Source organism: Archangium violaceum Cb vi76 (genome assembly GCF_000733295.1).
In the GTDB taxonomy this organism is placed as follows: Bacteria; Myxococcota; Myxococcia; order Myxococcales; family Myxococcaceae; genus Archangium; species Archangium violaceum.
Genome location: NZ_JPMI01000026.1, coordinates 1 through 14,931, shown reverse-complemented (window position 1 = coordinate 14,931; position 14,931 = coordinate 1). Strand labels below are relative to the sequence as shown.

Below are 14,931 nucleotides of genomic sequence, written 5' to 3'. Positions count from 1 at the left end.
CCAGCACCCCGCACTCCAGGTACCTGGCGAAGTCCCGCCACACATACCGGGGCAGGCCTCTCCCCACCTTGCTCGCCTCCGCCAGCAGTGTGGCGAGGTTGTCTCTCACCGCCTCGTACAGCACCGTCCCCTCCGGCTGCCTCCGCCGGTACGCCCACCTGCGCTCCTCCACCTGCCCCTCCCCGGCCACACCTCGCCAGGGCACACGCTACCGTTAGCCTCCCACGGTCCTCCGTGGAGCCCCTGCCTGCTTGTGGGGTTCGGGGCCTACGAGAGCAGAAGGCGCAGAAGGGTCGCGGCCCGCACCGGGTTGCCTCCTTCCAGGGCAGCCAGGGCCGCCGCGACGTGCCTTGCTACATTGCTACAGCAGACCCGCGTTGGAGCGTCCTCAACACAGCTCGGCGTGGGGCAGGGGGCGGCGTAACCGGCCGGAAGTCCTACGGAAACCGCTCTCGACCGCGCTGGAGCGCTCTCACCGGAAGCCTCCAGCCGCGGGTTCGATTCCCGCCGCCTCCACTGGAAGTAGCAAGGCCCCGGCCGCCATCAGGCGAGCCGGGGCTTTCTTTTTCCGCCGAAGCCGCCAGTCATGTCCTACACCAGTCGCTTGTAGCCGAGTGGCGTTGACGTGGGACCCCATCTACCGGCGGTGGAGGGCTCGAAGCAGAAGCTGGACTGCGGCGTGCGGCCCACGCGCGGCAAGGACAACGGGGACCGCTTCTTCGTGCACCGCTTCGACAAGCCGAACAAGGACGGCGACCACGGCATCTTCTACGTGGGCTCCGTCACCGCGTCGCTGCCCGCCGAGCGCCGGGGATTGGGCCGTCCTGGCTCGCGCGACAACTCGCTCCAGCCGCTCGTGGAGCAGGGGGACTCGCTGGCCTCGCGGCGGTAACCTGGCGATTCCTGGGGCGGAGCGTCCAACCGGGCGCCCCGCCCTTTTTCGTGCGTCGCGCGCTGGCGGTGGAGCCGCGCTCAGCTTCCGCTGCGCGGATAATGCTCGGTGCGGCCGTCCGCGGACAACTCGGTCAGCCCGGTCACCTTGCCCGAGGCATCCTTCTCGATGCGCAAGCGGAGGATGTCCATGCCATCGTCGAGCATGAGCGTGTCCGCGGTCATCGGGACGGCCCGGATCTTCGGCCCATCCTGGCGCCACTGGTACCAGAGCGAGCCGTTCTCGTAGAGCAGCGTGTCGCGCCCATAACGCCCCGCGAAACTCTTCAGCAACTCGGGGCTCAGTGTCACCGGCGTGGCGAGCGCCTCCACTTTCTGGATGGCCCACGCGAATTGCTGCTTCTGTTCGCCGTCCGTGGCCTTGGATTGCAGCTTCTTCAGCGCGTTCAGGTGGGCGGTCTCGAGCGCCTTGTCCGCCGGGACCTGGATATCTGGCGCCACGCCGGTGCCTTCCCAGTTGGTGCCGGTGATGGGGTTCACCGCCCGGCCGAAGGGAACGAACGCCAACAGCTTCACGTCGGCGAGGAAGTGGGGCTCGACCGGATGGGCGCCACCGCCGGTCGTCTCGCCGACGAGGGTCGCCCGCTTGAGGTTCTTCAAGTTGTAGGAGAACTCCTCGGCCGCCGAGAAGGTGTGCGGGCTGGTGAGGACGTAGACGGGGACGTTGGTCATCCGCTTGCCGGTCACATGGGCGGAGGTCCAGAACTGGTGGGTGGTGTTCCCCTTGCGGATGTAGAAGCTGTTGAGGTGCGTGGGCTCGTCGAAGAAGTAGCTGGTGATGAGCTGGATCATCGACGGCTCGCCGCCGCCGTTCTTGCGCAGGTCGATGAGCACCGCATCGGAGTTGGCCAGGAAGTTCATGGCGGAGATGGCGGTCTCCCCCGCCAGTTCCGCGCCGACGAAGCTGCGCAGATCCAGGTAGCCCACGTTCCCCGCGAGCCGCTCCACCTTCGCGAAGCCGAAGTTCATGGAGGCCAGCTCGCGGCGGCGCTGCTCGTGGGCGGCCTCCTGCCTGGGCTCGTTGGGGTCCATGCCCGGAGGCATCGCGGGTGCGTAGCGGATGCTCAAGTGCTTGTCCTTGCTCACCGCCTGGAGGTCGCGGGTCAGCGCGTCAGCGAGCTCGGCCGAGTGGGTCAGCTTGTCGTAGGCGCCCGCCTTCAGCTTCTGGCGGATGGCCGCCTCCATCTTCTTGGCCACGTCCGGAAAGACGTAGGCCTCGTTCAGCACCGCCGAGACGCGAGCCACCCTCTTCGCGCGCGCCGCCGCGTCCAGCGTCTCACCCGCGCCGCGTCCTGGCTGCGCCTGGGAGGTGCCAGAGAACAGCAGGAGCGCAGTGCACAACAGGGCGCCCACGCTGCCAGCTACGCGTTCACGTCGGTTCCGACCGCTTGCTGCCGTCATTGGAGCTCCTTGGGATATGGGGCATCCGCATGGTCCTATAGGAAGCCTCCACTTCTTCGTCATGGTTTGGTCATGACCTGAGAACGGCGAACGGAAGGGGGCCTATCCCCGAGCGCCTCCTCCAAGAAGGGCAAGCGCGCGGTGCTGCGTTACGACGCGGTGCTGTCGCCGCGCAAGGAGGGCGGGGACGAGCTGAAGCTCGACAAGTTCCGGTTCCCTCGCATTGAGGTGGGCTGCTGGATGCACGCGCGGCGTGGCTTCGAGCTCGCCTACGTGGCCGGCGACGCTCGCGGCGGCACGGTGCTCACGCTCGTGCAGAAGCTGTACGCCGTGGAGCGGCAGGCTCAGCAGGAGGGGCTGTCCCCTCGAGGCGCGCCTGACCCCGCGCCTTTCGCACAGCCGCCCCGTCTACGAGGAGCTCTTCGGCCTGCTGGAGGAGTGGGCCCCTCACGTGCCCCCCCAAGACTCCCCTGGGCAAGGCCATTGCGTACGCGCGCAACCGCTACGCTCGGCACACCGGCGAGCCCGTTCCGCGAGGTGACGCTTCTCTCGACCGCGACGCGGGCGCTCGTGAGCGCGATGAAGCTCGAAAGCCCAGCCGCGAGACGATCCGCGCGCTCACGGATCTATCCAGCTTCCATGGCGGAGCCATATCGCGAGCAGACGTCGCGAGGTTCGCTTTGGACCAGGTGCGCGACGACACCTGCGCTTTGGAGGGCCGCTGCCCGAAGGGCGAGACGTACTCGCATCAATCGAGCCGTGATTCAGCCCGCTGTGTGCTTAGACTGGCCGCATGGGACTCTTGACCTTCATCATCAACGTCACCCTGGACGGCTGCGTCGACCACCAGGAGGGAATCGCCGACGACGAGACACACGCCTTCTTCACCCGCCTCATGGACGAGAGCGGGGCCATGCTGTGGGGCCGCGTCACCTACGAGATGATGGAGAGCTATTGGCCGGCGGTCGCCCGGGGCGATGAGTCGGCGCCGCCAGCGATGCGCGAGTGGGCGAGCAAGCTGGAGGACAAGCCAAAGTACGTGGTGTCGTCGACGCGAAAGGACTTCCCGTGGACCAATAGCCACCACATCGCCGGCGACTTACGCACGGCTGTGCAGAAGCTCAAGGATGCAACCCCGTCCGGCGTGCTCCTCGGTAGCGGCAAGCTCGCGACCGAGCTGGACCGACTGGATCTGATCGACGAGTACAAGTTCCTCGTCCACCCCAGGATCGCCGGCCACGGCCCGACCCTGTACCAGAGCGGGCTGCCCAGCACACGACGGCTCGAGCTGGTCTCGGCGAAGCCGCTCCGCTGCGGCGCGGTCGCCATGCACTACCGGCGCGCGCTGACCCCAGCACAAGCTTGAAGTCCCTCTCCGACGAGGCCCTGCTGCGCGCCATCCAGGACCAGCGGGCCCAGGAGGACACCACGTAACGTCCCCTCACGCCATCGCGGCGCGGATGGCGGCCTCGAGCGCATCGACAACCACCCGCACGCGCTTGACCTGGCGCAGCTCGCGGTGGAACGCGAGGTACACCGACACCTCCGGCAGCTCGACGTCCGTCTCCAGCCGCACCAGCGGCGAGGACAAGGCCGCGCTCAGCACCAGGATGCCCTGCCCCTGCTCGGCCGCCTCCAGCAGCGCGAAGTAGGAGTTGCTCCGGAACACGAACCGCTTCGCCCCCTGCGCCGCCAGCCACTGGGCCTGCGGCAGCTTGTCCAGGTCGACGTCGAAGCCCAGGAAGTCGTGCCGGGCCATGTCCTCGCGCCGCAGCCGCCCATCGCGCAGGCGCCGCTCGATGTACGACGGCGCCGCGTAGAGCCCCAGGCGCACCGCCCCGAGGTGCTTCTGGATGAGCACCGGAGACGTGGAGCGGCTGTTGCGGATGCCGATGTCCGCCTCGCGCCGCGCGAGGTCCACCAGGCGCGTCTCGGCGCTCAGCTCGAAGTGCAGCGCCGGGTGCAGCCGCCGCAGCGTGGCGAGCACCCGCGTCACCGGCCGGAGGAAGCCATCGGACAGGGACAGGCGCACCGTGCCCGCCATCGCCTCGTCGCCCTCGTCCCTCCGCACCGCGTGCAGGCCCAGTTCCAGTTGCTCGGCGAGGCGGATGAGCTCCAGCGCCTCCGGCTCCACGGACGTGCCCGCGCTCGAGCGATGCACCAGCTGCCGGCCCAGGGCCCTCTCCAGGGCCTCGATGCGCCGGGCCGCCGTCGAGGTGGACACCCCGAGCGCGCGCCCCGCGGCGAGCAGGCTTCCGTGGCGGTGCAGCGCGAGCAGCACGCGCAGGTCATCCCAGATGGGGGCGCTTGGGTTTTCCATGAATGGAAACCTGATTACCAGACATGCCCGTTCCCGGAAAATGCCCGGCGCGTATGTTGGACGCATGGACGACTTCGACTTCAAGGGAAAGACGGTGGTGGTGACGGGCGGCTCCATGGGCATCGGCGAGGCCTTCGCCCGCGAGCTGGATGCGCGGGGGGCCCGGCTCGTGCTCGTGGCGCGCGGTCAGCCCAAGCTCGAGGCCCTCGCCGGCCAGCTCCGCGACGCCCAGGTCGTCGTGGAGGATCTCACCCAGCCCGGCGCCGCGCGGCGCGTGTTCGACGAGGTGGTGCGGCGGGGGCTCGAGGTCGACGTGCTCATCAACAACGCGGGCTTCGGCATGCACGGCCCCTTCCTGGACACGCCCCTGGAGACCCAGCGCGGGCAGATCGACCTCAACGCCGGGGCGCTCATGGAGCTCACCTACCTGTTCCTCCCGATGCTCGAGCGGCGCCAGGGCGGCGTCCTCCAGGTGGCGTCCGCGGCGGCCTACCAGCCCACGCCCTACATGGCGGTGTACGGCGCGACCAAGGCCTTCGTGCTCTCTTTCAGCGAGGCGCTCTGGGGCGAGTACAAGGACCGTGGCGTGCGGGTGGTGGCGCTGTCTCCGGGCGCGACGGACACGCCCTTCTTCGCGCGCGCGGGGGAAGGCGCGGGGGCCGGCGTGCCGCGGGCGCGCCCGGAGGACGTGGTGCGGCTCGGGCTCGACGCCTTCCAGAAGAACCGGCCCTCGGCCATTCACGGCGTCATGAACGCCGTGGCCGCCTTCTGCTTGCGGTTCTTCTCGCGGGCCTTCGCCGTGAAGCTGCTCGCGCGGGTGAGCGCGCCCAAGCGCCCGGCGCTCCCCACCTCCGCCGCGCGGTGAGGCTCAGAAGATGCCGCCCAGCCCCACGAGGGCGCCCTTCTGGGAGAAGGACAGCACCGGCTGGAGGAGTCTATAGGCGGGAGCTTTCAGCGTCGACACCTGGCTGGCCGCGCGCCCACGACTTCGGCTTCCCCTGGCGGGTGGGGTGGGGGTGCTCGGCCTGGCCCTGGCTCTGCCGGCGCTCGCGGCGCAGCCGACTTCTCCCGGAGCCCCGCTCAGGCGCGCCGCGGGCACCCCGGAGCGGGTACTCTTCCTCGTGCAGCCGCCGCCGCAGCTCAAGGCCGCGCTGTCCACTGGCCAGCAGGCGCTTGCCGGGCGCGGCTTTCCCGCGCGCGAGGTGGAGGTGCTGGTGTGCGGGCCCGCCATCACTTCCCTCCTCGCCGGGGGCGCCCTGGAGGCTCGCCTCGCCGAGGCGAAGCAGGCAGGCATCCGGGGCTGGGCGTACCGCGGTCACCTGGTGGGTTGCTTGTCTGAGCCCCGGTCATCTCAGCGGTCGAAACCTCGCGCCGGGTTCTCGATTCTCACAAACGTGGCGAGGCCTCTCCATCAAAACAGGAGCAGGCCATGGCCAAGGCTACACACCCCTCATCTCGGGGCATCAGTCGTTCACCTGGGTTCCGCACGTGCCTTGTAGACGTGGGCGACCAACCGCCCCGCGGCAGGGAGCCACCGGCGGGTCAGCCCGAAAAACGACCGCGAGTGCGGACGCCCGAGCACCTGGTTCTTTCAGGCGGAGACCGCTACGGGGCGATCGCTCACGACCGCCGCATTCTGTTCTACCGCTTCGATGACCTGCCCGCGGATGGCGGCGTTGCCCGGCCGGTCGCGGAGATCAAGACGGAGTCGCCGGTGCTCGGGCTGGCGAGCCGGCCCGGTGAGCGGAGGCTGGCCCTTGTCGCCGCGCTGGCGGATCGGTCGCTGGTCGAGCTCGAGCTGCCCGAACCCCTGGGGAGGGACTCCCATGTGAAGCCACGCAGCCGCGTCCTGCTGAAGGACCTGGGCGGCGAGCTGCGTTACCTCGTCTGCACGCGGCGGAGTACGCTGGCGGTGGTCGACCGTGCGCGTGGAGCCGGGCCGGTCCTGGTGGCGGTCAGCGCGGAGGCGGGTGGGGCGACCCGGCGGGCAGAACTGCCGCTGGCGAACCTGACGAGCGTCTCCGCGCTGGAGCCGCAGCGGAGCGACCTGCTGGTCGCGGTGGATGCACGGCATGGCGCGCACGTGCTGGGGTTCCCAACCGGCCAGGACAGCGCGACCCTCGAGGTGGCGCAGGTCGACGCCGAGGTGCGGGCGACCGCCGTGGCCGCGCTGAGCGACCAGTGGCTTGTCATCGCCCGCAAGGGGGGCGAGCTGCTCCAGGTGCGCGCCACACCGGCCACCGGCGGCCGCGTTCCTACCGCGGCCGAGGTGTGCCGGCGGCTGAGGCACCTGCTGCGCGCCTGTGGCTGTGAATGCCGCGAGCCCCGCCCGCCCGACGGCCCGGGGACCCCTGGGGATGGGGCCCCCCCGGATGGGCCGATTCCTGACGACGAGCCCTGCCAGGAGCGGCAGCGCGCCACGCTCGGCTGGACGGTGGCACAGCTCCGGCGCTCCGGCCGGTATCTCGTCGCGCTGGCCAAAGGCGGCGAGCGCATGGCCGTGCTCGACCACAACCTCAACGTGGCCTTCGAGCGCTACCTGGGCCCGCGCGGGTCGCTGGTCGCCACCAGCCCGGTGGGCTCCGACCGCATGCTCGTGATGCAGCGGGGGACGAACACGCTGGAAGCCTGGTCGCTCGACGAATACGTCCCCGCCCTCCGCGGCGTGCCCGCGACGGACCCCGGGCGCAGGCCGGTTGATCCGGCGCTGGCCCGCCCGGTGACGTTCCACGGGCGGAAGTCCCGCCCCGCCTCGCCGAACCCGCACCTGCGCGTGTGCGTCTTCACCGTCACCGAACCCGGCCAGGCCTTTACAGACCCCGACCAGGCCAGGATGCAGGCGCTGCTCGAGACCAACGTCTACGACATCGCCTACGACTACTACCGCGAGAACAGCTTCCAGACGCTCGAAGCGGAGTTCACCGTGTTCGGCGTGCACCTCGGCGCGCCGCGCCCGCCGCTGGTGCTGCCGCGCTCCTTTGCCTCGTACTTCTACGACGACTACTCCCCGGGCGGCATCGAGACGGTCATGCCGGCCGATTGGGCCGACCCGCCCGTGTTCGATGGGACCGAGGCGATGACGCTGCACTCCGAGCCGGCGCTCGGCGTCGGAAAGGATTACGCCATCCCGTTCGCCGCGCTGTGGACGACGCACACGCACAACGCCTATCCCGTGGTGGTGAACTTCGCCGGGACGGAAACGCTGCGGCTCGACGTCGAGGATGAAACGGGCTCCACCCGGGTCCTGAACCTCGCCTTTGGGGCGCTGGCGCTCAACCACGCGCAGGGCGACGACGAGGCCGCCTTCCTCGACGCGCTCGGTCAGCACGTCACGAACGCCATCCGGGCGGCCGAGTCCGCGGCCGGGACTCCGGTCGTGATTCAGGACGTCGTGTTCCGGCGCATCCGCACCTCGGACGACGATACGCAGTTCGGCCGGCTCCAGGGCCAGATCCGGGTGGCCGCGGCCGGCGGCGCAACCCAGAAGGGGCGCGTCACGCTGACCCTGCCGGGCCCGGCGCCGGCCGCGCTGGTCGCGACCGGGCTCGATGGCGCGGGCTCGCGCCCGGGGGTGTTGGGCAGCCCACTCCAGATCGCCAGCTACTTCGCCGAGTGCCTGCACGCCGCACGGCGCGACGCCGGCGAGGGCGCAGGCCTGAACGACCCTCATCTCGACACGGTCGTCGAGACCGAGGAAGACGCGGCCGCGCAGGAGGTGCGCGTGCGCATCAACCTCGCACCGGACAAGGGCGGCAACGGCGCGCGGATCACCCTGGTTTCGACCAGCGAGCTCGAGGGGAGCGGGTGGCCAGAGGCCGCGCCAGTCGCGGGGAGCGACAGCAACGTCAACAACCAGAACACGATGCGCTATCACCCGGACCTGGCGAACGACGTTTTCACCGCCGCGATGGAGCACCTCCGGGCGACGGGCCCCTGGGACGCCGAGGCCGTGCGCGCTCAGTTCGCCGACTTCGACGCGATGATGATCGGCTTCGTCGGCGCGTGCCCGGCGTCCGTCCCCGCGGCCGACCGCTGGAACTGCACCAACGCGGTCGACTTCGCTCGGCTGCGCATGTTCGTTCGCTACCACCAGGCGACCGACCTGAACAACCCGGACCCGGACGACCCGCCGGTCACCATGGGCACTGATTTGCTGATCGGCCAGCGCTTCAACCAGTTCGATCCGGCGGTGATGAGCCACGAAATCGGCCACGGGCTGGGCCTGCCCGATCTGTATTCCGCCAGCGGCTTCCGCGACGACGTCGAATACATCGACCGCTGGTGCCAGATGGCCGGCGGGAATTTCCGCTTCAACCACTTCTGCGCCTGGTCCAAATGGGCGGTCAACTGGATCGTGGAAGACCCCGGCAACCCGAGCCTCAACCGGGTGGTGAACGTGCCGATGCCGGACCCGGCGGGGGTGACCGAGACCGAGGCCTGGCTTTGCCCGGTGGAGTACTGGGACAACGCCATGCGTGCCGACATCGAAGCCGAGGTGGGCGCGGGGTTGCCGATCGGCCAGATGATGAAGGTCCATCTGGGCAGCGACGGGGGCGTGGTCGACCTGATCGAGCTGCGCGCGCCCGGCGTGTCCTACTCCCAGCTGCTGCCGCCGACCCCGGCCGTGATCGTCACCAACGTGCTCCAACCGGGGACGGACCGCCGTTGGGCGGTCAACGGGCTGTACCGCCGCAGCGTCCACCTGCTCAATGAAGGGCGGGAGCTGACGGCGGTTGGCGACACCTTCGACTTCGCCGCGTCACCCGAGTTCCCCGTCAAGGGCACCAGGGTCGAGCTGGTGGACCTGCGGACGATCCGCGGCGGGACGATCCCCATCGCCCGCGTGAGGGTCGTGCGCGAACCGGCCGAGTTCATCGATCTCTTCTTCCAGGACAATGTCCCGTCCTGGCGCAGTCCCGACATCTGGGTGGACTGGCCCGCTGACAACCCGGACCCCACCGTGGCGCGGATCTATCCCGAGGGCACGCCGACCGACCAGGGCGAGACGGTGCGGTTTCCGAGCAGCGGCGTCGAGCCGCATTTCCTGGTGGTGCGGCCGCACAACGCGGGCGCCGTCCACGCCGAGGATGTCAAGGTGCGCTGGTTCATCTGCGACCCGCCGGGCGCGGGAGACGACGGCCGGTGGGTGCAGCGCGACACGATGACGCTCCCGCAGATCAACGGCGGCACGTGGGAAACGGCCCCGTTCACCTGGAACGTGGATCCGGCCACCAACGCGCATCAGTGCCTCCGCGCGGAGATCATCGATTGGACCATCCCGGCTGGAGTCGACCCCACGACGGGCGACACGCTGGCGCTGGCGTCCGATGACGTGCTGCTCCAGAACAACAACGCTCAGAAGAACGTGTTCGAATTCGAGGCGACGACATGAGCTACGACCTGATTGAATTCCCATTCCAGGTCCACAGCGACGCCCAGGTCGTCGAGCGGGCCTACCTGGTCCCGGAGGGTCTGCCGTGGGGCGCGACGCTGGAGGTCACGCCCGCCCAGGCCGACATCCCGCCCGGCGAGACAGCCATCTTCACCTGCCGGTTGACCCTGGACAACGACATCATCCGGCCGGGGTGCACCAACGATCAGGGTTTCCGCCTGACGGCGTGGCGCATCGCCGAAGACGCGGACGAGCGCTGGGGCAGCTGCTTCTACTTCATCCGCCCGCGGGTGCGGACCCGGATCCGTATCCTGAAAGCGCAGTGGCACGAGACGCGGCTGCTCGTGTACGGCGTGCTGAGCCTCGACACCGACCAGGCGGTGGACCTCAACGCGCAGCTTCCGCTCAGCGTGCGGGTGCGGCTCGAGCACGACCACCCCACCGGCAACCTGCGGCAGTGGGTAACGGCCCCAGTCCAGCCGGGCGGCGCGTTCAGCATCACGCGCGAAGATTTCAACGGCCCGCCGGGGGTGGAGCTGCGCATCCAGGCCTGGTTCGATCGCACCGACCTGTTGGCTTCCTCGCGCTCGGACGTGTTCCAGTGCCCGCACCACACCGTGCCAGTGATTGGATGACCCGCGGGGGCCCTGGGTTTCCCCGGGGCAGGGCCTCTTCGGGGGGCCATTTGCATGGGACGCCGCGGGGCGTCAAAGGGCGGGGTGACACAGGGGGGTGGGGGACGCAGGTCATGGCAGGCCGGGTCGATGTTGATGACGAGTCGCTCGGCACCTGCCTCATCATCATTCACCACGGGTTCTGCATGGACGCCTCCCAATTCTCTTCGTTCTGCTCTTGCTGCTTCTGCTCGTCCGCCGCGATCTCTTCTGGTGTGCGCAGCTGCTCATCGATCGTCAGCTCGCTGATCTGGTGCTGATCGTCGAAGGCGAAATCGATGAAGCTCTTGGCGAGGAAGCCTCCGAAGCCGATGGCCGCCCCGATGACGGGCGCGCCCAGGACGGCCGCCCCGAAGGCGCCAGCGCCCGCCACGATGTCCACGGACCCCTTTGAGTCCGCGGAGCGAGTTGTGCGCCGCGTTCGCCGCCGCGGTGAACTCCATGGAAGAGCCCGTGAGCTGGAAGCCCGCCAGGGCCTGAGCAGCCCTGTCCTTGTCCTGGATGGCCTCCTTGAGCGAGATACCCGCGCCCACGATACCCGTGGCGCCCACGAGCCCCTCGAATGTCTTGGTGGCTTTCTTGGCGTTGTTGAGGGAGTCGTCGATCTTGCCCGCACCGAGCGCGCTCTCGGCCCGGGTGAACTTGTCGGCCAGCGCTGAACCGACCACGCCGCCCTCGGACATGGCCTTCGAGGTGGTCGCGGCCGTCAGCGCCAGATTCTTCTCGTCCTCGCTCTGGAACTGACCGGGGTCGGTGATGTCGCGCACCTCGCCCTGGGCGTTCTGGAACGTGAGCCGATCGCCGTTCTCGTTCACCTCGTGGACGACCGTACCGGCCGGTCCGGTCACCTCGCTCCGGAGGCTGATGTCCTTCTCGCCCTGAGGGGTCTGCAGCGAGACGTGCTCCTGCCGCGCGGAGGTGGGGTTGTTGTCCTTGTCCCAGAACCTGCTGTCGGTCTTCTCCGTGTGCCGGATGCCGTCCGCCGTGGTCTCCGTGGTCCGGGTATAGTGGTGCTCCTGGCTCGAGCCGTCCCGGTCCTTGCGGGTGATGTCCAACTGGTCGAGCTTGCCATCCGCGCCGTACCTGCTGGTGGACTGGCCGCTCACGTCGACCAGGTCCTTGCCGTCGGGCGAGAAGGTCTTCCCGCTATAGGTCTCGCTCACCGTGTTGCCCTCCCGGCGGCGAATGGTGCTGATCGTGGCGTTGGGCGTGCCCTCGACGAAGGTCTGGGAGCCGTAGGTGTTCTCGTCCTTCTTCATCTCCACGAGCCAGCGCTTGGGGGGCTGCTTCGGGATGTAGCTGTCGTCGTTGTCGGCGTCGAACTTCGCTTCCCAGCCGCTGTCCCGGTGCGTCTGGCGCAAGGCCGTCAGGTCCGCGCGGTTGTGCGGCTGGTTGCCCGCCGCCTCGGCCCCCGGAGGGGTGATGGAACCACTCACCCGAGAGAGGGAGTAACGCCTTCCCCGCCATGGGTAGACGTCAGACTCCGAATCCCGCGTCCCCTCGTCCGAGCGCGCTCCGGAGGAGAGCAGGAGCCCCGCCCCAAGGACCCCTGCGCGACATCCTGCTCGAGGAAGAAGGTGGCGCCTCGCGCCGGAACGCAGTCGCCCCGCACTGCGTCGAGCACGCGCGTCCAGGCCTCCGAGAGGGAGCCTCCTACGTTCCGCGCCGCGGCGATGCCCTGGTCGTACAGCTCCTCGAACGCCCGCGAGAGCGGGGGGGGGCGGCGGGCTCCCTCTACCGGGGGAGGTGCTTGGGGTGGAGGCGGGTGCAGTGTTACCCGGTCTCCTCTTCACCCCGGAATGCTCGATGACCCAGACTCGCACGACGCCCGATACGATTGTCTTGATTCATGGACTCTGGATGACGCCCCGCAGCTGGGAGCACTGGAGCGAGCGTTTCAAGAGCCGCGGCTTCAAGGTGCTCGCGCCCGCGTATCCGGGGCTGGAGGTCGAAGTCGAAGCGCTGCGGAAGGACCCGTCGCCCATCGAGAAACTCACCATCGAGCACGTCGCCCACTACTATGAGACGTTCATCCGCGGCCTGGAGAGCCCGCCCATCATCATGGGCCACTCGTTCGGCGGCGCGCTGACACAGATGATGCTGGACCGCGGGCTGGGCGCGGCGGGCGTGGCCATCGACTCCGTGCCGACGAAGGGCGTGCTGCGCCTGCCCCTCACCACCATCAAGGCGACGTTCCCCGTGCTCGGCAATCCGGCGAACCGCCACCGCGCGGTGCCCTTCACCCACGAGCAGTTCCACTACGCCTTCACCAACACGCTCACCGAGGAGAAGTCCCGGGCCGCGTACGAGCGCTATCACGTGCCCGCGCCGGGCCGCTTCGTGTTCGATGGGGCGCTCGCCAACTTCAACCCGCACGCGCCCACGAAGGTGGACTTCGACAAGGAGGACCGTGCGCCGCTGCTCTTCATCGCTGGCGCCGAGGACAACATCATGCCGGCGGCGGTGAACAAGTCGAACGCGCGGCACTACAACACCGGCATCGTGGCCTACAAGGAGTACGCTGGCCGCTGCCACTTCACCGTCGGGCAGGACGGCTGGGAGGAGGTCGCCGACTACGCGCTGTCCTGGGCGCTCAACCCCACGGCCTGATGCGCGTCACGCCACTGGCGGCTGCTCCTTCGCCGCCAGCGACTACAAGCGCTCGAGCAGCTCCGGCTAAGCGCCCGCCTCGTCCCCGCGCACCGCCTTCAGCACGCCCAGGTGCACCCGAAGCTCCACGCTGAACGGCTCCACCGCCAGCGCCCGGTTCGTGACGCGATCCGCCTCCTCGTACATCTTCCGCCGGATCAGCTCGTGGCTCAGAGGGCCACCGGGCCGAGCCACACGAGCAGGTTCACGCCCTCGGCCTTGGGCTGGAGCAGCACCCACTCGCCGTAGCGGGCCACGAAGTAGTCACGGACCTCCTGGTCCGACTTCCCCTCGGGCGCATAAGAGGAAGAGGGGCAGGGTTGAGGGCAGGGGGTTGGGGCAGAGAGGCGGGGGATGGCAGCTGACGGGAGCCCAAGAGAAGTGAGCCATGCCAGTGCACGCAGGGTGAGGCCGCCTTGAGGCACACGTCGGCCCCGGCCGTCCTGCCAGCAGGGGCAGCGCAGGGGTGGACTTCACCGCAGGGCTCTCCCCTGTCGGGGCCATCCGAGCTATGCGGTCTCGACCGTCTACCGCTTCGGGACTTTCACCCGATGGATCCATGGGCAGCCTCCAGGCATCACTCAGACGACTCGTAGGAACTCCGGCTTACGAGTTCTTTGACACCTTCTCAGGCCTTCCGAGAGGCGGCGGCTCGGTAGAGGTGAGGAGATTTCTCGGCCTGATTTCCTCTCTTCGCCTTCCTGCCGCGTGTCGTGCCGCGTGCCGTGCCGGGTCGTGTCGCTCAACTTCTTTGACACCTTTCGCCCTTTTGAGCCTACTCGGAATCCTCCTCCGATTCGTCTTCCTCCACCTCTTCGTCTTCAAGAGGTGCGCTCATAAACGTTAGCCTCCCTGGCAATTGAACGACCATGAACCCCTTACCGGCGATTCTGACGCGCTCGGCGTCCTCCGCGTTTCCGCTGGCAAGCCATTTATCTGCATCTTCCCGCGTTGCAAACTCATGGGAGACCTTGAGCTTGAATGAGGGATCAAAGAATTCTTTGTAGAACCTGCGGAAGTCATCCTCTTTCCGGATGTGGCGAGGGTAGACCAACGCGATCTGCGCGAGTTCGATGACGTCCCTCTCCGGGGAGCCCTCCGGATGCTTCTGGCTGATGGCGTTAAGAGCGCTGAGGATTGCGTCTGTGTCGAAGTCTGGAATGTAGGGCATGGTAGCGCCGAACCTTTCGGGGTTCTGTTTTATTATGATACGTTCGGCTTAGATGGGAACAAGAAAGAGTGCGCCGCCGACTATCGCAATAACAAATCCTACTCCGGCCACGACTACATGGGTTCCGGGCAGCGCCTTGGGTGTGTGTTCTTTGAGCCATTCGAGCGCTTCGTTGATGTTTTGGAATTGAAGCTTCTTGCTCTGTGACTCCTGTCTCTCCAGTTCCTCCATTTTCTTGACGCAATCCATAAACTCATTGAGGCATTTTGTAGTGCAATGTTCCTTGTGCTTGCCAGAGTGCTTCGGTATGGATGGGATCTCAGGTTTGCGCCTCATGCACTTGGCGTAGCACTGCTTTTGTAGCTCGTTGCAG

11 protein-coding genes and 2 pseudogenes are annotated in these 14,931 nt (G+C 68.3%); 6 read left to right on the top strand and 7 right to left on the bottom strand.

Annotated features, from left to right (window positions below):
* The first annotated feature begins 625 nt into the window (after positions 1-625).
* Complete coding sequence (locus Q664_RS04630; protein ID WP_152621913.1) at positions 626-892, top strand: hypothetical protein; 267 nt, start codon at positions 626-628, stop codon at positions 890-892.
* Between the two features lie 80 nt (positions 893-972).
* On the opposite strand, the gene Q664_RS04625 is transcribed toward Q664_RS04630, so the two are convergent.
* On the bottom strand, positions 973-2,304 hold the full coding sequence (locus Q664_RS04625) for a S41 family peptidase (RefSeq protein WP_052517670.1): 1,332 nt from the start codon (positions 2,302-2,304) through the stop codon (positions 973-975).
* A gap of 841 nt (positions 2,305-3,145) precedes the next feature.
* Here Q664_RS04625 and Q664_RS04620 point away from each other — a divergent pair.
* Positions 3,146-3,718 (top strand): dihydrofolate reductase family protein, encoded by a 573-nt coding sequence (locus Q664_RS04620; protein ID WP_043390222.1) that lies wholly within the window; start codon positions 3,146-3,148, stop codon positions 3,716-3,718.
* Positions 3,719-3,793: 75 nt separating this feature from the next.
* Here Q664_RS04620 and Q664_RS04615 read toward each other — a convergent pair whose 3' ends face one another.
* Positions 3,794-4,672: a LysR family transcriptional regulator gene (locus tag Q664_RS04615; RefSeq protein ID WP_043390221.1), complete on the bottom strand. Its 879-nt coding sequence runs from the start codon at positions 4,670-4,672 to the stop codon at positions 3,794-3,796.
* A gap of 64 nt (positions 4,673-4,736) precedes the next feature.
* On the opposite strand from Q664_RS04615, the gene Q664_RS04610 reads away from it, so the two are divergent.
* From Q664_RS04610 to Q664_RS04600, 3 genes are all read left to right on the top strand, one after another.
* On the top strand, positions 4,737-5,537 hold the full coding sequence (locus Q664_RS04610) for an SDR family NAD(P)-dependent oxidoreductase (protein ID WP_043390218.1): 801 nt from the start codon (positions 4,737-4,739) through the stop codon (positions 5,535-5,537).
* 699 nt (positions 5,538-6,236) lie between these two features.
* Positions 6,237-10,064 carry a metallopeptidase domain-containing protein gene (locus tag Q664_RS04605; RefSeq protein WP_043390216.1) on the top strand — a complete coding sequence of 1,276 codons (3,828 nt, stop codon included), beginning with the start codon at positions 6,237-6,239 and terminating at the stop codon, positions 10,062-10,064.
* Positions 10,061-10,699: a hypothetical protein gene (locus Q664_RS04600; RefSeq protein WP_043390214.1), complete on the top strand. Its 639-nt coding sequence runs from the start codon at positions 10,061-10,063 to the stop codon at positions 10,697-10,699. The genes Q664_RS04605 and Q664_RS04600 overlap by 4 nt, the downstream gene beginning before the upstream one ends.
* Before the next feature lie 266 nt (positions 10,700-10,965).
* On the opposite strand, the gene Q664_RS04595 is transcribed toward Q664_RS04600, so the two are convergent.
* Both Q664_RS04595 and Q664_RS63170 read right to left on the bottom strand, forming a co-directional pair.
* The gene (locus tag Q664_RS04595) at positions 10,966-12,174 is read right to left on the bottom strand and encodes a hypothetical protein (RefSeq protein WP_052517669.1); all 1,209 of its coding nucleotides are present in this window, start codon (positions 12,172-12,174) and stop codon (positions 10,966-10,968) included.
* Positions 12,171-12,509 carry a DUF6891 domain-containing protein gene (locus Q664_RS63170; protein WP_481954993.1) on the bottom strand — a complete coding sequence of 113 codons (339 nt, stop codon included), beginning with the start codon at positions 12,507-12,509 and terminating at the stop codon, positions 12,171-12,173. The genes Q664_RS04595 and Q664_RS63170 overlap by 4 nt, the downstream gene beginning before the upstream one ends.
* A gap of 35 nt (positions 12,510-12,544) precedes the next feature.
* Here Q664_RS63170 and Q664_RS04590 point away from each other — a divergent pair, with 35 nt between their 5' ends.
* Entirely contained in the window at positions 12,545-13,348 is an 804-nt protein-coding gene (locus Q664_RS04590; protein WP_043390212.1) for an alpha/beta hydrolase, read from the top strand.
* Positions 13,349-13,560: 212 nt separating this feature from the next.
* Here the strand turns inward: Q664_RS04590 and Q664_RS54480 are convergent.
* The 3 genes and pseudogenes from Q664_RS54480 to Q664_RS57320 all read right to left on the bottom strand — a co-directional run.
* Positions 13,561-13,680 (bottom strand): annotated as a pseudogene (locus tag Q664_RS54480) (cytochrome c-type biogenesis protein); the annotation flags it as partial.
* A gap of 482 nt (positions 13,681-14,162) precedes the next feature.
* Positions 14,163-14,558 (bottom strand): hypothetical protein, encoded by a 396-nt coding sequence (locus Q664_RS04585; RefSeq protein ID WP_043390209.1) that lies wholly within the window; start codon positions 14,556-14,558, stop codon positions 14,163-14,165.
* Positions 14,559-14,606: 48 nt separating this feature from the next.
* Positions 14,607-14,931, bottom strand: a pseudogene (locus Q664_RS57320) (hypothetical protein); the annotation flags it as partial.

Coding starts and splice junctions, on each gene's coding strand:
- Q664_RS04620 (WP_043390222.1), top strand. CDS start 3,146: ATGGGACTCTTGACCTTCATCATCAACGTCACCCTGGACGGCTGCGTC.
- Q664_RS04615 (WP_043390221.1), bottom strand. CDS start 4,672: ATGGAAAACCCAAGCGCCCCCATCTGGGATGACCTGCGCGTGCTGCTC.
- Q664_RS04610 (WP_043390218.1), top strand. CDS start 4,737: ATGGACGACTTCGACTTCAAGGGAAAGACGGTGGTGGTGACGGGCGGC.
- Q664_RS04600 (WP_043390214.1), top strand. CDS start 10,061: ATGAGCTACGACCTGATTGAATTCCCATTCCAGGTCCACAGCGACGCC.
- Q664_RS04590 (WP_043390212.1), top strand. CDS start 12,545: ATGACCCAGACTCGCACGACGCCCGATACGATTGTCTTGATTCATGGA.
- Q664_RS04585 (WP_043390209.1), bottom strand. CDS start 14,558: ATGCCCTACATTCCAGACTTCGACACAGACGCAATCCTCAGCGCTCTT.